The 20055-nt window shown below is 43.7% G+C and carries 18 protein-coding genes and 2 CRISPR repeat arrays; of the genes, 15 read left to right on the top strand and 3 right to left on the bottom strand.

Going from position 1 to position 20055, the window contains the following annotated elements; all coding sequences use genetic code 11:
- The first annotated feature begins 5 nt into the window (after positions 1 to 5).
- The 6 genes from V5G21_RS06620 (at position 6) to V5G21_RS06595 (ending at position 6995) form a co-directional block, all read left to right on the top strand.
- Positions 6 to 722 carry a response regulator transcription factor gene (locus V5G21_RS06620; protein WP_179289983.1) on the top strand — a complete coding sequence of 239 codons (717 nt, stop codon included), beginning with the start codon at positions 6 to 8 and terminating at the stop codon, positions 720 to 722.
- 20 nt (positions 723 to 742) lie between these two features.
- Positions 743 to 2476, top strand: coding sequence for a cache domain-containing sensor histidine kinase (locus V5G21_RS06615; protein WP_095256978.1), 1734 nt, complete (start codon positions 743 to 745; stop codon positions 2474 to 2476).
- Positions 2477 to 2566: 90 nt separating this feature from the next.
- Positions 2567 to 3832 carry an ABC transporter substrate-binding protein gene (locus tag V5G21_RS06610; protein WP_035203523.1) on the top strand — a complete coding sequence of 422 codons (1266 nt, stop codon included), beginning with the start codon at positions 2567 to 2569 and terminating at the stop codon, positions 3830 to 3832.
- Positions 3833 to 3851: 19 nt separating this feature from the next.
- Positions 3852 to 4781: a carbohydrate ABC transporter permease gene (locus V5G21_RS06605; protein ID WP_095293905.1), complete on the top strand. Its 930-nt coding sequence runs from the start codon at positions 3852 to 3854 to the stop codon at positions 4779 to 4781.
- Positions 4771 to 5604 carry a carbohydrate ABC transporter permease gene (locus V5G21_RS06600; protein WP_011248421.1) on the top strand — a complete coding sequence of 278 codons (834 nt, stop codon included), beginning with the start codon at positions 4771 to 4773 and terminating at the stop codon, positions 5602 to 5604. Before V5G21_RS06605 ends, V5G21_RS06600 begins: the two co-directional genes overlap by 11 nt.
- A 26-nt stretch (positions 5605 to 5630) precedes the next feature.
- Positions 5631 to 6995, top strand: a complete 1365-nt coding sequence (locus V5G21_RS06595) for an FAD-dependent oxidoreductase (RefSeq protein ID WP_011248420.1) — start codon at positions 5631 to 5633, stop codon at positions 6993 to 6995.
- A gap of 412 nt (positions 6996 to 7407) precedes the next feature.
- Positions 7408 to 8100: direct repeats of the CRISPR family, unit length 32 nt; unit sequence GTCGCACTCTATGTGAGTGCGTGGATTGAAAT.
- A gap of 183 nt (positions 8101 to 8283) precedes the next feature.
- Here V5G21_RS06595 and V5G21_RS06590 read toward each other — a convergent pair.
- Complete coding sequence (locus V5G21_RS06590; protein WP_212929643.1) at positions 8284 to 9609, bottom strand: 6-phospho-alpha-glucosidase; 1326 nt, start codon at positions 9607 to 9609, stop codon at positions 8284 to 8286.
- Between the two features lie 29 nt (positions 9610 to 9638).
- Positions 9639 to 11222, bottom strand: a complete 1584-nt coding sequence (locus tag V5G21_RS06585) for an alpha-glucoside-specific PTS transporter subunit IIBC (protein WP_212929644.1) — start codon at positions 11220 to 11222, stop codon at positions 9639 to 9641.
- Between the two features lie 144 nt (positions 11223 to 11366).
- Between V5G21_RS06585 and V5G21_RS06580 the strand changes: the two genes are divergently transcribed.
- The 5 genes from V5G21_RS06580 (at position 11367) to V5G21_RS06560 (ending at position 15862) form a co-directional block, all read left to right on the top strand.
- The gene (locus tag V5G21_RS06580; protein WP_338465409.1) at positions 11367 to 12134 is read left to right on the top strand and encodes a MurR/RpiR family transcriptional regulator; all 768 of its coding nucleotides are present in this window, start codon (positions 11367 to 11369) and stop codon (positions 12132 to 12134) included.
- A gap of 70 nt (positions 12135 to 12204) precedes the next feature.
- Positions 12205 to 12690: a DUF1648 domain-containing protein gene (locus V5G21_RS06575; RefSeq protein ID WP_063609164.1), complete on the top strand. Its 486-nt coding sequence runs from the start codon at positions 12205 to 12207 to the stop codon at positions 12688 to 12690.
- 198 nt (positions 12691 to 12888) lie between these two features.
- On the top strand, positions 12889 to 13362 hold the full coding sequence (locus V5G21_RS06570) for a DUF5381 family protein (RefSeq protein ID WP_063609166.1): 474 nt from the start codon (positions 12889 to 12891) through the stop codon (positions 13360 to 13362).
- A 67-nt stretch (positions 13363 to 13429) separates the two neighbouring features.
- Positions 13430 to 14164, top strand: coding sequence for an SMI1/KNR4 family protein (locus tag V5G21_RS06565; RefSeq protein ID WP_212929647.1), 735 nt, complete (start codon positions 13430 to 13432; stop codon positions 14162 to 14164).
- Between the two features lie 368 nt (positions 14165 to 14532).
- A CRISPR array of direct repeats spans positions 14533 to 15094; the repeat unit is 32 nt; unit sequence GTCGCACTCTTCGTGAGTGCGTGGATTGAAAT.
- A 294-nt stretch (positions 15095 to 15388) separates the two neighbouring features.
- Positions 15389 to 15862, top strand: a complete 474-nt coding sequence (locus tag V5G21_RS06560; protein WP_063609169.1) for a GNAT family N-acetyltransferase — start codon at positions 15389 to 15391, stop codon at positions 15860 to 15862.
- 153 nt (positions 15863 to 16015) lie between these two features.
- Here V5G21_RS06560 and V5G21_RS06555 read toward each other — a convergent pair whose 3' ends face one another.
- Positions 16016 to 16960 (bottom strand): 1-phosphofructokinase family hexose kinase, encoded by a 945-nt coding sequence (locus V5G21_RS06555; protein ID WP_212929648.1) that lies wholly within the window; start codon positions 16958 to 16960, stop codon positions 16016 to 16018.
- Positions 16961 to 17142: 182 nt separating this feature from the next.
- Between V5G21_RS06555 and V5G21_RS06550 the strand changes: the two genes are divergently transcribed.
- The 4 genes from V5G21_RS06550 to V5G21_RS06535 are packed head-to-tail and all read left to right on the top strand — an operon-like array spanning position 17143 to position 20053.
- Complete coding sequence (locus tag V5G21_RS06550; RefSeq protein ID WP_011248411.1) at positions 17143 to 17931, top strand: DeoR/GlpR family DNA-binding transcription regulator; 789 nt, start codon at positions 17143 to 17145, stop codon at positions 17929 to 17931.
- Positions 17924 to 18403 (top strand): PTS sugar transporter subunit IIA, encoded by a 480-nt coding sequence (locus V5G21_RS06545; RefSeq protein WP_011248410.1) that lies wholly within the window; start codon positions 17924 to 17926, stop codon positions 18401 to 18403. Before V5G21_RS06550 ends, V5G21_RS06545 begins: the two co-directional genes overlap by 8 nt.
- 2 nt (positions 18404 to 18405) lie before the next feature.
- Positions 18406 to 18681, top strand: coding sequence for a PTS galactitol transporter subunit IIB (gatB, locus tag V5G21_RS06540; protein ID WP_011248409.1), 276 nt, complete (start codon positions 18406 to 18408; stop codon positions 18679 to 18681).
- A gap of 25 nt (positions 18682 to 18706) precedes the next feature.
- Positions 18707 to 20053 (top strand): PTS galactitol transporter subunit IIC, encoded by a 1347-nt coding sequence (locus V5G21_RS06535; protein ID WP_011248408.1) that lies wholly within the window; start codon positions 18707 to 18709, stop codon positions 20051 to 20053.
- The last annotated feature ends 2 nt before the right edge of the window (positions 20054 to 20055 follow it).

Genomic DNA, 20055 nt, shown 5'->3' with positions numbered 1-20055 from the left:
CAGAAATGTACAAAGTTGTCATTGCGGAAGATGAAAAGATGATCCGAAAAGGGCTGGTGATGATTGTCGATCAGCTTGTCACTGATTTTACTGTTATTGGCGAAGCCGATAATGGCGAGCGGGCGCTGGAGTTGCTTGCTCATGATTGTCCTGATGTTTTATTAACGGATATTCGGATGCCAAAGCGTGATGGCTTATCGCTTATTCGAGAAGCACGAAATTACTATCCCCATGTAAAAATAGTGATTGTTAGCGGGCATGAAGAGTTCGCGTATGCTCAACAGGCCATCCAACATGGGGTGAGTCGTTATTTATTGAAGCCCATTGACCGGACGGAAGTGGTGCTTGCTTTTGATGAGATAAAAAGAGGTCTCGTTGAACCTGAACAAGAGGATCATGAAAACCATTTAATTCAACAAGTGGATTCGTATATTAAAACGCATATTGATCAAGATATTACCCTTCAGGCTGTAGCGAAGCTCGTTCATTTGCATCCTACTTATTTCAGTCAATGGTTTAAAAATGAAACCGGTCAAAATTTTTCAACCTATGTTACGCAAAAACGATTGGAACGGGCTGAAACGTTGCTTCATCAAACGAATCTCCGTGTGTATGAGGTAGCGAGGATGTCAGGCTATCAAAATGAAAAGCACTTTATGAAACTATTTAAAAAAGAGAAACGCTGTACACCTACCCAGTTTAGGCAAAGAGCCTTATTGTAGCGGAGTGGAGGGGACTTAAGGTGTCGTTACGGCCAAAGATTATTTTGCTGTTTTTATCGATTGTTTTAGTACCGTTAAACCTTTTAGGGATGATCACATATGCGTACTTTTCAAAAACGCTTGAAGACCAAACGTACCATTATACGGTTCAAGTGATCGGTCAAGTGAACCAAAACGTGAATGCCTATATTGATGAGATGCACCGTTTGTCGCTGTTGCCGTTATATGACAGAGATATTTTAGCGATTCTTAAAAACCGGTCCGATGTCCATCATTCCTATTATCCCCAGACTGAAGAGTTCGAACGAATGAGCTCGTTTTTATCGACGCTCTCTTATAATCGGCAAGAGCTTTCTGGTATTCATATCATTACGCGAGACGGAAGTTTGTTTAGTGACCTTGGCTCACCTCGAACGGTGCATCGTTTAGCCGAAGGGACGTCTGATTGGCAAGAGGCGATTGAAGCAGGGAATGGCGCGTCTCTGTTACTACCAACGCACTCTCCGTCCTATGTGCTAGGAGCAGAAAAGTCTGTTTTTTCTGTTGGGCGTTTGCTTCGCGATCCTGATGGCTTTCGTCCCCTCGGCATGATTAAAGTCGACATTGAATTAAGCTTCATTGAATCCCTTCTAGAGGATGTGGATTTATCGGAAGATGCCTCGATTACGATGATTGATAGAAATGGGGAACCGATTTACGAAACAGGGAAAGCGATTTACCCCCTCTTAAAAGCGAAAGGAGAGGACGTTTGGCAGCTGGCTGAGCGTGAGAGTATAGCGGTAGATGGGGTGGATTACTTGCCTGTTATTCGAAATGATTCAAGTGGAGACGTGCAAACGATTGTCTTCTTGCCTGAGCATCATATTGTCGGGGCGTCACAATCGTTGCGCTTGTTTACAATCGGGCTGATGCTGGCTGTCTCTGCAGTGGTGATTATGCTTGCCCTTGTAGCGGAACGTTCCTTAACAAAGCCGATTTTTGAGCTTCGCCAAGTCATGGCGCTAGCAGAAAAAGGCGAGTTTCATCATCGAATGAATCGAAGCTCAAAGGATGAGCTGGGGCAATTGGCAATTGGGTTTAACCATATGATGAAGCAAATTAATGAATTAATTGCGAAAGTATACCAAACGGAGATTAGAGAAAAAGACGCGGAAATCAAAGCACTCCAAACGCAAATGAACCCGCACTTTATTTACAATACATTGGAACATATTAATATGATGGCGATTACAAAACAAGCGTACGAGCTTTCCGATATGGTCGCCTCACTCGGGCGCCTGATCCGCTACAGCATTGATCAAAAAACACGCTTTGTCCCGCTCAGAGAAGAGTTGGCTTTCGTTGAGTCGTATATCACAATCCAACAGAAACGTTTAGAAGGGAAAGTGACTTTTTCGATCGCTGTTCCAGAAGCGATGCGCTCCCTTTCCATTCCAAAACTAATTTTGCAACCGTTAATTGAAAATGCAATTGAACACGGGCATCAGCATGGGGAATGGCGCGGGGGAATTTCCATAAAAGGCTGGCAAGATGATGCCTATTCGTACATTGAAGTCCGGGACAGTGGCCAAGGGATGAAGCAAGAAACAATTGAACGAATGAAAGAAGAACCTGGACGTGGTGCAGGAAATCAAGTCGCGCTTGGAAATATATCAGAACGACTTCTCTTGCTTTTAGGGGAACAAGCACGGCTCATGATTGAGAGTGAGCTAGGACGAGGGACAAAGGTGACCGTCCGATTGCCGAAAACCTGAGAAAAGGATACCAAATCGAAAACGAACACCCTCTTAAACTGTAAGCGCTTTATTTAAACTGAAGGTAGAACAAAAAGGGGGGAATTTAAAGTGAAGAGATGGAGCATAAGTGCGGGCCTGTTGCTCGTTGTGGCAGGGTGTTCATCTTCTGGTGGATCAACGGATGCAAATGGAGACGAACAAATTGAGTTGACGTTCTCAACTTGGGGCAATGAAAACCACATTGCCGTTTATGAAGAATTATTAGAAGCGTATTACGTCGATCATCCAAATGTACATGTAACGATCCAGACGACGCCTTTTCCTGACTATCAGCAAAACATGACCGTGCTTGCAGCGGGGCAAGAGCTGCCGGATATCGGATGGGCGGCTGAGCGAATGGTGCCTCAATTTATTGAAAACAACATACTCGCTGATTTATCTGCACTTCGTGAAGATGAGTCGTTTCACTTTGAGGACATTTTGCCAGGGACAATTACGCAATATGAAGTGGGAGACGCCCTTTACGGCGTGCCGTTCTCAAGCCCGCCACATATTATTTTCTACAATAAAACCTTATTTGAAAAAAATGGACTAGAAACGCCACAAGAATTGGAAAGCCGAGGCGAGTGGACGTGGGAAGCTTTTGAAGAAGCCGCAGCTGTAATCGCTGAGGAGGAAGGCGTCTATGGGGCGAATTTCTTTAGAGCTTGGGAAACATGGGAAAATCTTTTAGCACATACGCGAGCTGAAGGGGGAGACCTCTTTAACGAAGACACGACTGAGTTTACTTGGAATAGCGATGCCGGAATCTCGACGTTAGAAATGCTTGAACGGATGATGTTTGAGGACCGCTCACATCCTCGCGCAGGGGACCAAGTCGCATTTGAAGCTGGGAACGTCGGTATGTTTTTTGATGTCTACAGCTATGTTTCAACGGCTCGGGGGATCGAAGATTTTGAATGGGATATCGCTCCTGTTCCTCTTGGCTCACAAGGAAGATCGCCTATTCTCGGGCAAGCAGGCTATGTCATGTTTGAAGGGACGGAGCATCCTGAAGAAGCACTCGATCTGATTCGCTACTTTGCGAGCGAAACAGGGATGGAAGCGACCTCGACGTACTTCGCGCCACCACGGGCATCAGTACTTGAATCAGATGCTTTTATTGAACAACCAGGCAATCCGCCGAGAGCGAGCATGGAGTCAACGATTTTAAACTTAAGCGAAGAATCACGTGTGTTACCGATTCATCCAGAATGGCAAAACATCGACAACCACATCCTCCAAGGCTTTGATCATTTATTCGGCCAAACGGCAGAACCAGCTGACATTCTTGAGCAAATGGAAGCAAGCATCAATCCATTGGTGCAAGAATGAGCGGCGGGGTGGATAAGACATGAATGCAGATGTTCAGGCAGAATGGAGACAAAAAAAGAAAAGGCCTCGAAAACCGATATTTAAACGAGATGAGCTAGCAGGTTGGCTTTTTATAAGCCCGATGTTACTCGGATTTACGATCTTTATGTTTATTCCCATTGGCTTCGCTTTCTATATGAGCTTCACCGACTGGCCCTTACTCGGCCAGTCGGAATTTATCGGAACGGCCAATTATCAAGCAATCGTGCAAGACCCTGAATTTCAACAAGTGATGAAAAATACAGTTCTGTTTACCGCAGGCTTAGTACCATTCAATATTATTCTCGCCCTAGGGCTAGCCTTGCTTTTACGACATCCATTACCAGGAATGGGCCTATTCCGCACGATTGTTTTTGTGCCAGTGGTCACAACGCTTGTCGTCTGGGCGATTGTCTGGCGCTATATGTTTGCGACTGACTTTGGTTTTATTAACTCGATTCTTGCTTGGTTTGGCATTGAACCACAAGCCTGGTTGTATAACAAAAATTTAGCGATGCCCGTTGTGATTTTAACTAGTGTCTTGAAAAACGTCGGGCTAAACATGGTGCTGTTTTTAGCCGCCTTGCAAATGGTGCCGAAAAACTTATACGAAGCGGCGCGAATCGATGGTGCTGGAAGCTGGCGTCAATTTAAAAACATCACGCTCCCAATCATTTCGCCTACCGTCTTTTTGGCGACGATTATTACGATTATTGGAGCGATGAAGATCTTTGCGCAAATCTTTGTGATGACAAAAGGTGGCCCAGAGAGCAGCACAAAAGTGATTGTCTATTATATTTGGGAAAAAGCATTTCGGTTATTTGATATGGGTTACGCTTCTGCGGCAGCGTTTATTTTATTCTTTGTCATTTTTGCATTCACTTTGATTCAATGGTGGCTTCGAAAAAGGTGGGTCTACAATGAAGATTAACTCCGTTTCTACAGTCGTTCGTTATGGTTTATTAACGATCATTTCAGCGATTATGCTGTTGCCGTTTATTTGGATGGTCACGACGTCTTTAAAAGACCCTAACCAAATTTTCGCGTTGCCACCAACCTTTATCCCAAACCCCATTCAGTGGGATAGCTATCTCAATGTTCTTAGTAGCACCCACTTTCTTAGGCAAATGTTTAACAGTATTTACATTGGGGCCACGGTGACAATCGGAACGGTATTGCTCGCGTCGCTAGCGGGGTACGCCTTCGCCCGGATTCCATTTAAAGGACGAAATGTCGTTTTTCTCGCTTTCCTAAGTGTGATGATGATTCCTGGCGAAGTAACGATCATCCCGCTCTTTCTTTTTATGCGGGAACTCGGCTGGATTGATACTCATTTGCCTTTAATGATCATCCCGATCTTTGGCGCAGGCGGAGCGTTTGGCATCTTTGTAATGAGGCAGTTTTTTAAGCAAGTCCCAGCAGAACTTGAAGATGCCGCCCGAATTGACGGCTGCTCCCGTTTCCGCATCTTTGTGCAAATAATGTTGCCGCTATCAAAGCCAGCGCTTGCGACGGTGACGATCTTTACCTTTTTAACGAATTGGAATGAGTTTCTCGAACCTTTAATTTTCATCAATTCAAGAGAATTAATGACGTTGCCGCTAGCTTTGTCTCTCTTTACCGACGAGGCTGGAACCGATTGGAGTTCATTGATGAGCGCATCCGTCCTAGCAACATTGCCTGTTCTAACAGTCTTCTTCTTTGCGCAGAAGCAGTTTATTGAGAGCCTAGCAATGTCTGGATCAAAGGAATAAAACGTATAAGTTGGAGGAATAAACAGATGAGACAAGTAACGGAAATAGAGAAACAAGTACGTGTACGCGCGGAAGCCGATGTGGTCGTTTGTGGAGGGGGACCAGCAGGGATTGGCGCTGCCTTAAGCGCCGCCCGAAACGGCGCCAAAACGATTCTTCTCGAATCACACGGCTTTCTCGGCGGGATGGGGACAGCTGGAATGGTGACTTCTTTTGCCTACGGTTATCATGATAAGGAGCGCTTTATTACCGGGGGCATCTTTCAAGAGATTCGCCAAAAGCTCCATGACAGAGGCGGGCTGATCATGACCGATCGCAAAGGCTGGGAGCCGTTTAATGCCGAACAATACAAGATTCTCGCGTTTGAATTATTGGCAGAAGCAGGTGTCGAGCTCCTTTGCCACACAACCGTTGTCGATACGATCACAAAAGCAGGCACGATTGAAGCGATCATTATTGAAAGCAAAGCAGGCAGAGAAGCTTTGCTTGCGACGCACGTCATTGATGCGACGGGAGATGGAGATGTCGCCGAACGAGCCGGTGCGATCTGCAAAATCGGCAGAGATAAAGACGGAGGCACGCAGCCTTCCTCACTTATGTATGTACTTGGCAACGTCGATACAGCAGCACTTGGCGAAAAGCTCGACCAAGAAGGGCGGCGTGGCTACTGGAAAACAGAAGACGGGTATAGGTACGTAAACGCAACCGGCTTCGCAGACGAAATCGAACAGGCAAAGCGCGACGGTTTCTTAACAAAAGTGAACCGAGACCATATCGCTGCGATCTTCACAGTCCCGTGGGTGGACAATGTCGTAGGCATTAACTTTGGACGCATTCAAGGCAAAAACGCCCTCGACCCACAAGACTTAACGGATGCGGAAGTGATCGGGCGAGAACAAGTGCTAGATGGCATCGCTTTTCTGAAAGAATACGTGCCAGGGTTCAAGCGAGCAGAGCTCCTTCAAACAGCCCCACAAGTCGGAATTCGGGAAACAAGACGGATCATCGGCGACTACGTCATCACACAAGAAGACATTGTCGAATTAAAGCAATTCGACGACTGCATTGCCCAATCTTGTTACATGATTGACATTCACTCGCCAGACTCGTCAACGACGGAAATTTACAAACTGCCAAAAGGCACCCATTACGACATCCCGTACCGCGCCCTCCTGCCACAAGGGCTAAACAACTTGCTCGTCGCCGGCCGCTGCATCTCAGCAACGCACGAAGCATTAGGCTCCTTCCGCGTCCAAGCCATTTGCCTCGCAATCGGAGAAGCCGCCGGAGCTGCCGCTGCCATCGCCACAAAAGAAAAGTGCCTCCCACGAGAAATTGATGTGAAGCACTTGCAAGACACGCTGGTGAACCAAGGGGCGATATTAAGCTGACATTTTCGAATAAAAGGATTTGCAATGGTGCTTGAAGATGGACTACCTATAAAAATGAGACGAACAAGAAACTCCAAACATTGGGTTATGGAGTTTCTTGTTTTAGGTGTTCGTGGTATTAAAATGGGGTGGGATTAGAAGGATAGGTGGGAGCAACGGTTTAATTGGGTCAACCTAAAGAAGTTTGCCATTGAACATTAACGCCGTCGAAGACAAAAGCTTAAATCAGACGGTGCGAACCCCAAGCGCACATAAAATTACTAGATCACCCGCACCAAAATAGAGCGCGAATATGAGCTTATGTGTATAAAGATGTGAAAATATGGCTCGTGTTCCTTGATATAATGAAGGGAAAGCGCGACTTTCCTATATTAACTGTGGTTTTATTTCCAGCAAATAGGGGAATTTCGCTGTCGCACTCTATGTGAGTGCGTGGATTGAAATAGTAGATTCGGTCTTTAAAGAAATTTCAATCACGTCGCACTCTATGTGAGTGCGTGGATTGAAATACTAATACGTTTAAAATCTTCCCAATCAGACTTGTCGCACTCTATGTGAGTGCGTGGATTGAAATTATGAAGATCGAAGATGGTCATGGCTTTGCGGTTGTCGCACTCTATGTGAGTGCGTGGATTGAAATTCCCGGCCGAAACGCTCCTGTTGCCTGTAGCCTTGTCGCACTCTATGTGAGTGCGTGGATTGAAATTACTGGTTTACCATCTAACAAGAACTCGTATGCGGTCGCACTCTATGTGAGTGCGTGGATTGAAATTTTAGGTCATGAAGAAGGACATGGAGCGTAATCCGTCGCACTCTATGTGAGTGCGTGGATTGAAATAGCCCTTGGCTTTTTAGCCCCAAGTACCATTCTCTTGTCGCACTCTATGTGAGTGCGTGGATTGAAATTCCGCTCTTTTCCGCCTCTTTAATGTCTTCGTAGTCGCACTCTATGTGAGTGCGTGGATTGAAATTTATTGTTTAATCCATCTTGGAGCTTCGGCAGTGGTCGCACTCTATGTGAGTGCGTGGATTGAAATTGTAAACTGTCCGTTGCCGACTAGACAAATGTGATAGTCGTACTCTAAGTGAGTGCGTGGATTGAAATTTGCTTCCGGCGAACGGAATGTGGCTTTCTGCTCGGCGCACTTTTTATAACTGCGCCAATTAACATCCACATGAATCGACGTTCACTTGCGAAACGACTAGTCATGCAAAAAGCAAGTCCGAAAAACCAAATAAGCAATATAGGCGCACCGACGCCCATATTGCTTATTTTCGTTTTTATTGTCTATTTCAACGCTGGCCAAAATGCTTTATTCGCTTCGATTAAGTCGTCTAGTATATCTTTTGCTACTTTTGCACTTGGCACGGTTTTCGATAATGTGATTGCTTGCCATAACTTTTGATAGGAACCTTCTTCGAATGCTTCTACTACTAGTTTTTCGACGCCAACTTGTTGCTCCATTAGGCTTTTTTGGAATCTAGGGATTTCTCCGACAACCAGTTTTTCGGGGCCGTTGCTGCCGACGATGCAAGGGATTTCTACCATTGCTGTTGGGTCGAAGTTCTTGATGGCGCCATTGTTTTCGACAATCATTAACATCCGTTCTTTTGTGTTAAAGGCAATCGCTTTTGCTAAATCAACGATGTAGGAAGCGTGCTCATCAATGACTAGCTTTGTTTCTTTTGCAGTGCCTTTGTCGATAATAGCTTGACATTCACCAAAGACAAATTTTTCACGCCCTTCCATGACTTCGTTGGCACGTGTAAATTCTTTATTTGAATGAGCCACTTCGTAGTCTGGATATAGATAATATTTTAGATACGTATTTGGCACCGTTTTTGGATCGAGTGCTTGTACATCTCTTGCTTTTTTTAGTGTGCTATTCCAGCTTTCTTGCTGTTCGAGTTCGGATGTTCCGTCTGTCGCATAACCGTGCTGGCTCACATGCTTAATCACGTCAGGCATTAAGCTATTTCCTTCTTTATCTCGAATATCTGTCCACCAGCCAAAGTGATTCAAGCCATAATAGTCGACTTCCATTTCTTTGCGTGAGGATAATCCTAAGTTTTTGGCGATCAGTTCTTCAATCCCGATCGGCATATCGCAAATGTTTAAAATCTTGGAATTCGGTCTTAGTTTACGTGTTGCCTCTGCGACAATTGCTGCAGGGTTCGAGTAGTTCAGCATCCAGGCATCTGGTGAGTATTTTTCCATATAATCGACTAGTTCCAATACGCCGGGAATCGAACGCATGCCGTAAGCAATTCCGCCAGGCCCGCATGTTTCTTGTCCGACAACCCTATGTTTTAATGGAATTTTCTCATCCAATTCACGCATTGCATATTTACCGACACGGATATGTGCCATAACAAAATCTACATTTGTAAAGGCTTCTTCTGGATTTGTGCTTGCTAGTAAACGTACTTCTGGAGCACGTTCTTTTAATAAAATCGCGCACGCATCGGCAATCGTTTTTTGCCTATCGCCATCATTGTCGTAAAGTTTAATCGTATCAATCGGAAACTCATCTAAGTAGTCGAGCAGCATCAAAATGATCCCTGGTGTAAATGTACTTCCGCCTCCAGCGATGGTAATGTTAAATGTTTTCATAGTAAATCTCTCCTTCTCCTATTATCTGTTTAAAGTTTTGTTTCAAAGGAATCTCTTACTTGCGGTACACTTAAGCCAACAATAATTTGTATGCTTTGGCCGCTTTTAGCCAATCCATGGGCCATTTTATTGTTTGTGAAGTAATCGCTGTCTTTGACCAAGCTAGGGTCAATCACTGTAACACGTAGACGCGTTGCACAGTTTGTCACATCTTTAATGTTTTCTTTGCCGCCAAGGCCTTCTAAGTAATAGACCGCTTTCTCTTCATACTCAGACTCGTAAGCTGCGGCAGCTTCCTTTTTATGATTACTCCCTTTTTTAGCCTTCTGATAATCTTGTTTTGTGTATAGCCTAGCCTCCTCTTCCTTTTTTCGCCCTGGTAATGGAATATCAAATTTAACAATCATCCATCTGAACAGGACAAAGTACAGTGCTGCAAATATAAGCCCAATCATGGCTTGGACGATATAAATGCTTCCGTGGTTAGAAGCGAGTGGAATCCAGTTTAACGCGGCTATTTCAATTAATCCGCCGCCCATCATGCCGACGACGCCAAACATGTTCATCAGCGTTACCATAGTCGCGCCAAGAAGGGCATGGATCACAAATAAATAGGGCGCGATAAATAGAAATGTAAATTCAAGCGGTTCTGTAATTCCCGCAAATATCGCTGTTAATGTTGCAGGCAATACGAGCGCAAGCACTTTTTTTCGGTTTTCTTTTGGTGTTGAATAATACATGGCGAGTGCGATCCCTAAACAGCCGAACATCTTAATATTTCCATGCAGTAAAAACCCATATGGATAAAGATCTTTTAACGCTGAAGTTGAAGTAGCAAAATCATTTAAATTGGCAATCCAATATGGTTTTAACCCTTCATTTACAGCAGCCGGACCAAATTCAAAAGGAGTGTAAATAAAATGATGCAGCCCCGTCGGTATTAAAACCCTTTCCAAGAAATGAAACAGCCAGACACCAACATAACCAGCTTGTGAGATGAACCCTTGGAGGGAACCAATGCCTTGCTGGACATACGGCCATACAAAAGCAACGAGAAAAGCGAAAGGAATCATTACAAAAAAGCCAATGATCACCACAAAGACGAGACCCTGGAAAATGCCAAGCATTTCAGGAAGCATTTGATCATAAAAACGATTATGGATCCAAATCACAATCGCAGATATGACAATGGCGCCAATGATATTTGTATCCAATGTAGGGATACCGGCAATTTCTTTAACACCTGTTATGTTCTCGACCCCTTGTGATAGATCGACGCCGAAAGTGGATGGCCAAAGTGTCAAAATCGCATTAATAAAATTATTGAAAACAAGGTAAACCATCAATGCTGCAAGTGTGGCCCGTGCTTGCGCTTTTTTTGCCAATGAAATGGGCAAGCCGATAACAAACGCCAGCTCCATATGATTAAAAATGGTCCAGCCTCCACTTTCAATCAGTGACCAAACCTTGTACCACATCGTCCCTTCTGCAGCGATGTCTCCCATAATCGCCGGGTTTTTAAATAAAGTTGCCAGGCCGACGACAATGCCAAAAAATGCGAATAAGAGAACAGGGACAATCATCGCGCTGCCAAACCGCTTGATTGCGTTCATAAGCAAAACTCCTTTGCGTGGTCTACAATTTAACTGTAAAGGCAGCGCTTTCAAAACCCAATAGGTTTGACGCATTTAGAAATCAAGTTGTACGATTAGATTATATTTTCACAGAAGGAAAATATTTTCATAGAAGGTGAGCACATGATTCTGGACAAGTTAGTCAATAAACACTTTGAATCACTAAGCGAGAATGATTTGCATATTATTAAGACGATTTATGACCATATTGATGAGATGAAGACGATGAAAATCCAGGATCTCGCTGTTTATGCCCACACTTCCATCTCTTCCATCCACCGACTCACGAAAAAAATTGGTTTAGACGGCTACAGCGACTTAAAATCTTATATTAAATTGAACAATTTTACGGAAGGTACGAGCCAAGATTTAATGGAACTGCTTGACCAAGATATCCACCAGACGAGGAAGTACATGGAGCAACTAAACTTTTGCCAATTAAACCGACTGATTGACCGCGCCCCATATATCTATATTTACGGAACGGGGGCTGCACAGCTGGATTTGGCGAATGATGTTCAGCGGCAGTTATGGACGCTGCACAAGAAATCTCAAGTCATACGAAGTGAACGGGACTTTACAAATGGACTCGGAGAAATGGGCGAAGACGATCTTTTGTTTATTATTTCTTTATCCGGCGAATCGGAAAACCTCGATGAAATTATTCATGCGATTAAAACAAGAAGAATTAAATGTGTCAGCCTGACCACATTAAGAAATAATTTACTCGCCCAAAATGCGATGTTTAATATTTATGTAAACAGTACTCCTTTCTGGTTGTATAACAAAGTCGAGAACTCTAGCTTTTTGCCGTTTTACATTGTGGTTGATATTATCGTGAGGAAATTCAGTGAGTGGAAAATGGAACAGTTGAAAAATAACATGACTTAACAAACGCCAAGAATAATTTTGTTTAATTATGATAGACCTACTATTTACAAGTAAGAGGAGGAAGGTACATATGGAAAAGGCGAAGGATGGCAACTTAAAAATAGACTATGTATTAGCCTTTCTATCTGCTTTTATTCTTATCTATCACCTTACAACACTAGTCATTGCTTGGTCAGATATTCCTAATCAAATTGCCATTCACTATCTTAATGGTATACCTGACAAGTATGGACCTAAGTATTTGTTAATTGTTATTCCACTAATAGGTGTATTAATATGGTTTCTTCTCGGTATTTTAGTTAGGAAACCAGAAAAATTCAATTATATTAATTTGACTGAAGCAAATAAAGACCTTCAGTACATGAAGGCTAGAAGGATCATGTCCGTCATACAAAATACAAGCTTTATTATGCTCTTATTTGTCAATAAAGCTTTAATAAGGGGGGCAATGGGACTTGAATATAGTTTCCAACTCTCCATTTCTTTGCTGTTATTAGCAATTTGCGGTCTGACCCCTTTGTACTTCCTAATATGGGCTTTCAGATTAAAACAGTAACAGAAAGTAGTTGGGTATATTGACAGGTTTGGATGAGGAACGCGTTCTATCAAAATAGGGGTGTCTAAAGGTCAAGAAATGTAACAGACCTTTTTTGTTTATCCTTAAAGGCATAAAAAAACCGCCTAATCTTGTATAATGTAGTCACCAAATCAATATGACGAGAACGGTTAAATAAAATCAGAAAGGCATTAGAGGATGAAAGCAATCTCTTATCGAAAATCGGTGGCATGGGGCAAAGCGCTTGGCAGTTTACTGTTTGTGCTGGTTTGTTTGTTTCTGCTGTATGTTGCTTTTTTTACCGATGCTACGTTAATTCATACGTTTTTTTGTATCACGTCAGCTATCATAGGGATTCCGTTTTTTGGTGGATATTTGGTTGTCTGCTTGCCACGGGCATTGAAATCAAATACGCAGTTACTCACTTATGACCAACAGGCAATTTCAGACGGTAAGCAAACAGTAGCGTGGGTGGACATTGCAAATATCAGCTACAGTGGCCCTTCCATTCAAAAATGGCTGCTTCCGCAGTTTCCTCAACTGATTTTTCATTTGAAGAACAGAGAAACCTGGACTGTGAATACCTATTATTTGCTAACTGATACCGAAATCCAATCAGTCATGAAGCTCCTGCGCGGGTTGATCAGCCGCAACGGTAAGGAAATAAAGTAGTTTCAGTAGATTTATATTTTTATTAGCTGAGGATGTCTACAATTAAAAGAAAGGAAGGCGTACCATCATGAAAGTGAGCATCGAAAACCTCCTTCGTCTATTGGGAGACCAGCACGAGGCGCATCATGGGATTCCAGAGAGTGAGATCGAGGCGAAGGAACGAGAGCTTGGTTTTTCCTTGCCGCTAGTGTTACGGAATTACTACAAAGCGTTGGGACGGTCTCCTCATATCACCCAAGGGTGCAACAATCAATACGAACCGCTGCCGTTGGAGAAGCTGTTTATTCCTGATAGCACTTTTTTCACAACAGACAAAGCATTTTTGGTTTTCTACCAAGTAGAAGAATCTGTGATCTACTGTGGGATCCGGTTGGACGAGTTGGAAAAGGAAGACCCGCCAGTTTATTTATGCGCTTGGAGCTTCGCCGACTGGCAGTTAGAGAATCAGTCACTAAGCCGTTTTCTCGCTGGTAAAGCGCTAATTCAATTGGGTGTTGAAGATCGGCTGCCGTATTGGGCGATTTTCGATGAAAGCACGTGGAACTTGTCCGACTATCACGACTGGATGCGTTTAGACGACCGCGAAGATGAGATAGAAGAAGGTTCCGAGCTAAATACGTGGAAAATCTTTGTGAAAGATGATGTGCTGATCGTGTTTGAACTTTCCGGTTCAGAAGAAGAGGAGGCTCCGCTGGCGGTATATCTTGCTTCTTTTAAGCGAACGAATTTGGAGAATCTACTAAACGAGCTGGAAAAGGCAGCGAACCTGCCCGCGTTTCGAACCAACCTGTCTGAACATTAATGGAGTGGGGACTCATGAAGGAGGCATCCTGTGATCGAAGCATGGACAAAAAACACTACGAGACGATCCCCTCTAATCGTGGCTTTCGGTCATCTACCAGCTAAAAAAATGGTTCGTTAAAAAAATGTTGAGGTAACTCATGGGTTGTTTTTCAGTTTTAACTTCCATCCCAAACACCTACCATTTTGGTGCGAACCCCAAGCGCACATAAAATCCCTAGATCACCCGCACCAAAAAAGCACTCAAATATGGTTAAATGTGTGAAAAAGTGTTAAAATGTTGTTCGTATCCCATGGTATGATAGAGGAAAAGAGCGATTTTTCTCTATGATTCATCCATTAGTTTCCAAAAAATAGGGGAATTTCGCTGTCGCACTCTTCGTGAGTGCGTGGATTGAAATTAGTGCTAGGAATGCTAAAGAAGAAACCGCTGGAGTCGCACTCTTCGTGAGTGCGTGGATTGAAATTCCCCAGCATGCACCAGTATTCCAGGCGATGCGGTCGCACTCTTCGTGAGTGCGTGGATTGAAATTCCGCACTTCCACATCAATCTCATCTACTTCGATGTCGCACTCTTCGTGAGTGCGTGGATTGAAATGTCTGGCAATGTGTTAAGCATACGATCAGTAACAGTCGCACTCTTCGTGAGTGCGTGGATTGAAATATTGAACTGAATTATCAAATTTATCGAGTTAAAGTCGCACTCTTCGTGAGTGCGTGGATTGAAATATTTGCGCGAATTGCCATCATGAGAATAAAACGACAGGTCGCACTCTTCGTGAGTGCGTGGATTGAAATTTCAAGAAATCTAATGTCATAGCTATTTCTAAAGTCGCACTCTTCGTGAGTGCGTGGATTGAAATGCTGTCGTAACACGCCTTAAATGCCGTCATATCAATGTCGCACTCTTCGTGAGTGCGTGGATTGAAATTTTCGGTAGTAAGTACGCTCACTTATACCCATTTCGTCGCACTCTTCATGAGTGCGTGATTGAAATACAAGTTTTTATCCGATTTTATTTTGGAATCGATGTCGCACTCCTTACGAGTGGCTTGTCTAAATAGGGTCGCGAGCAGGCCCTACCGCGCTGTTACCCCAGCCTGCTCGCGGAAAATCCCTATTTATGCAATCTTGCAATTTCCATGCTTGGCGAAATGGAGCGACCGTTTTTATTGCTGTGATTCGTGTTAATAGAAAAAAGGACTAGCTACAGGAGGAAGCGAAATTGGAAATTCGTACAGTGAAGGGCTCTGACTACTATGTCATTTCCCCACTAATTAATAAGTGGTGGGGTGGAAGGAAGATGTCGGATAAGTTACCGAAATTATTTTTCGACCATTTTTCTAATACAAGTTTTGTTGCTGAAAGGGATGGAACACTTGTCGGCTTTCTAATCGGATTCTTTTCTCAATCTCATCAAAAAGTAGCCTATATACATTTCGTTGGTGTCCACCCTGATTATAGAAAGCAACGTGTTGGCAACCTATTATACAATCGATTTTTTCATGTGGTTCAGCAAAACGGGCGAAATATTGTTCGCTGTGTAACTTCTCCTGTCAATCAAACATCCATCGCCTTTCATACGAAGATGGGATTTTTTATTGAAGAGGGCGATAAAACGATTGACGGTGTTTATGTGAACACCGACTATGATGGACCACATCAAGACAGAGTTTTGTTTGAAAAACATTTAATGTAATGCAATGTCATGATTTCCTTCTACCATTTCCACGAGGCCACACGACCAATTCCTCTTGAGATATGAAGAAAGTGTCCACTTAAAACGAGAGCCAGGAGTTTTCCTCCTGGCTCTGTCTGCTTTTTTCAAGAATTGCTTTGCTAAAATGCATGACTAAACAGCTGAACCGACCCGCTCGATGTGGATTTTTTGCTGATATTGTTCGGCTTGTGAAAAATCAATCGTTGGCAGCCAGTGGAGGCAGTTTGCCAATGAGAGGGCGCTGCCTGCTAATAGAGCTGCTTTTACATCGTTTGTTTTTCGCCACTCGCGTATAAAGGTGCCGAGAAAAATATCGCCTGAGGCGGTAGCATTTGTTACGTTAATCGTTGGGAGCGTGACACGCCAGATGTCTCCGTTGATTTTGGCGACTGTTCCTTCGCCGCCTAATGTGACGATGCAGTTAGGGTAAGGGCTGTTTTTTAAAGATTCTTCGATTTGCTGCTGTCTGTTGGCGGCTTCCTCTTTTACCCCCATTAAGTCTAAAAATTCCTCTCCGTTGATCTTTATTAGCCATGGTTTTGCCTCTGCTCCGTATGCTAATGCATCACCGCTGCTATCGAGAATGGTCTGGACGCCGCGACTTTCTGCTTGGGCAATGATGTCCCGGTAAAAAGTGAGGGGGGTCCCTTTTGGGAGTGATCCTGAAAGCACGAGATAGTCGCCTGATTTTAGGGAGCAAAAAAGCGATTGCAAAAACTGCTGTTGTTCTTTTTCTGTAATGGAAGGTCCTTGTTCATTGATTAGGGCTGCTTCTTGCTTTGATTCGTTTACGAGAATGGTGCAGTATCGGTTATCGCCTTCAATGAATGTTGTTTCCCCTGCTAGTTGGGCGTTTTTCATCATCTGTGCTAATTGTTCTCCTACAGGCCCGCCGAAAAATGTGTGCATGTGAATCGTTTTTTGCTCATTTGTGACAATAAAAGGAAGGGCGACATTGAATCCTTTCCCGCCAAGGCCTTCATGGGAGGCACTAGAACGGGTTACGCCATTTGGATAAAAAGCTTGAACGTAAATGGTTCGGTCAAGGGCTGGATTGGCACATAAAATATGGATCATTGATTACACACCTCTATTTGCATTGGTTTGCATTTTGAGTTAATCATATAATAAAAACCAAGTATTGCAAAGTCGTTAATGAATTAATGCAAAATAAAGCAAAAATAATATTTGCTTTTTTTGGCTTTGTCACTTATAATCCAAGGTAAGCGATTTCAGTAATAAGGGAGGGGGATGGTTCTTTGCTTCCGCAGGAAAGACAAGATTTGATCATGAAGGAATTGTATGAATACCATTCTGTCAAAATTTCCGAACTTAGTTCCAAACTAGATGTAACGCGAGAAACGATTCGCAAAGATTTATACGAATTAGAAGAAAAAGGGCTCATTCGCAAAGTGCACGGAGGAGCGGTGTTAAACAAGGCAAATCTTGAGACGAACTATAGCTCGAGAAAAATTGTCAATGAGTGGGAAAAGCGGGCGATTGCGAAAAAAGCAGTTGAGTTTGTCTTTGATAACGATACGATTTATATCGACTATGGCACGACCGCCCTTTATTTTGCTCGCGAGCTTATTATGAAAAAAACGGGGCTGACGATTGTAACCAATTCGCTTTCTTTGGCCAATGAGCTTGTGGAGCACTCGAATTTCTCAATTATTATCATTGGCGGCAACGTCCGAAAAAATGAGCGTTCCTTGTATGGGCCAGTTGCGAACCAAACAATTGCCAATTTGTATGTCGATACCGGCTTTTTTGGCATTGGGGCTTTGCATCCGGAAGTAGGCTATACGAACATCCATATGGGGGAAGCTGAAGTATCGCGCCTTATGGTGCAACATTCGAAAAGGCGCGTGATGATGGCTGACTACTCAAAATTCGGCTCCATCCATATGAATAAAGTCGCTCCAATTGAAGAAGTTGACACACTCATTACCGATTCCAAGGCCGATGCAGAGATGCTGAAAGCGATTCAAGCGAAAGCACGAAATGTCATCGTCGTTGAAGCTGAAGGGGGTGAGGGAGATGAGTAATGCTTTACTTGATCGAGACTTGATTTTGTTAAACCAAACATGCCAAACGGTTGAAGAGGTGTTAGAGACAATAGCGGCGCCGATGCAAGCTAAACAGTTTGCGAAAGAGACGTACGCTGACGGTTTAAAAGAGCGAGAACAATCGTTTGCGACAGGGATACCAACTGAGCCGTTTGGTGTGGCGATTCCTCATACCGATGCCAGTTATGTACTGGAAAGCAAAATTGGATTGTTGACGCTAAAGGAGCCTGTCTCGTTTGGCGTAATGGGGTCGGAAAACGATCAAATCGATGTGAAAGTTGTGTTGTTGCTTGGCTTAGCTGATGGTTCAGCTCATTTGAAAGCGCTGCAAACCATTGTGGAACGTATTCAAGATGCCCATTTTGTGAAGAAGTTGGCTTCTGTACAAGAAAAAGACGAGGCGTTAGCCCTATTGGACGCTTCCATTACTAAACAACTCGAGGGGGAATAAACATGAAAAAAGTATTAGTCGCATGTGGTGGAGCTGTTGCTACGTCTACGGTAGCTGCAAATAAAGTGAAAGCGATTTTGAAAGAAAACAACATCCAAGCAGACGTCAGCCAATGTCGTGTCAGCGAACTCGGTTCAAAAGCGCAAGGCGCTGATTTGATCATCTCCACGGCAAAAGTCGATCGTGATTATGGCGTTCCTGTGATCCATGGGTTGCCTTTTATTTCAGGTGTTGGCCTTGATAAAACGAAACAAGAGATTTTGGATATTTTAAAATAACCTATTGCTGATAGGGGGAGACATCATGAATGTGCTGCAATATATATTGGATTTAGGGCCTGCTGTCATGCTTCCGGCTGTGATCTTTGTCCTTGGCCTCTTGTTGCGCCAAGGAATTGGGAAATCGTTAAGATCAGGGATCACGATTGGGGTCGGATTTGTAGGCATCACTTTAGTTATTAGCTTACTGACAGATAACTTAGGGCCAGCCGCACAGGAAATGGCGGAACGGTTTAATCTTGGTTTATCAATTGTCGATGTTGGTTGGCCAGGAGCTTCTCCGATGGCGTGGGCTTCTAATATAGGAACGGTGGCCATTCCTGTTGCCATTCTTGTCAATGTCGTCATGTTGTTGTTGAAATGGACCCGTGTTGTTAACGTTGACATTTGGAATATTTGGCATATGGCATTTGCCGGTGCGATTGTGTCCACCGCATCAGGAAGCTTTTGGCTTGGCGTTCTTGGTGTTGTCATCTATGCGGCATTTGCTTATAAGCTAGGGGATTGGTTTGCGCCGATCATTCATAAATACAACGGCTTGGAAGGAATTTCGATTCCACATGGCACAGGGGCGATAATGGCGCCAATCGCTGTTGTCACTGACGCAATTATAGAGAAAATTCCTGGTTTGAAAAACGTGAATATTAACTCAGATAAAATTGAAAACCGACTTGGACCAATCGGAGAACCTGCGATTATTGGTGCCATTCTCGGGACAGTCATCGGTGCCTTGGCAGGTTACGAGGTATCAGCGATTTTGCAATTGGGCATTCAAATGGCGGCGGTAATGCTGTTAATGCCTACTGTCGTCAAGTTTATTATGGAAGGATTAATGCCAATTGCCGAGGCTGCAAGGGAAATGCTCGATAAACGATTCTCAGGGCAAGACTATTATATTGGGCTAGATCCTGCGCTCTTGCTCGGCAATTCACAAGTGGTCGCGGCAAGCTTGATTTTTGTCCCACTTACACTTGTAATTGCAATTCTTATTCCTGGAAACGAAGTTCTTCCGTTCGGTGACTTAGCGACAATTGGCTTCTTCATCTCGATTGCAGTCGGCATCCACGGCGGAAACTTGTTTAGAACGTTGATCTCAGGGACGCTCATTATGACAATGACGATTTGGATTGCGAACATGATGGTCGGCGTCCACACTCAGCTTGCACTCAACACTGGAACGATATCCGGGGGGCAAGTAGCATCCCTTGACCAAGGCGGCAGCCCGCTTCAATTCATCATGACCGAACTAACAACATGGCAAAATCTACTTCCGCTTATTGTCGTGACGGCGATTTATGGATTCTGTGTCGTATTTACGATTGTTCAGCATAAACGGGGCAAATTACTCCCAGCAGAGACAGATAAAAATTAATT

It is taken from the genome of Shouchella rhizosphaerae (genome assembly GCF_036700015.1).
Classification (GTDB): Bacteria; Bacillota; Bacilli; order Bacillales; family Bacillaceae_D; genus Shouchella; species Shouchella rhizosphaerae.
Note: the sequence above shows the minus strand (reverse complement) of the source record. Positions and strands in the feature narration are given on the sequence as shown.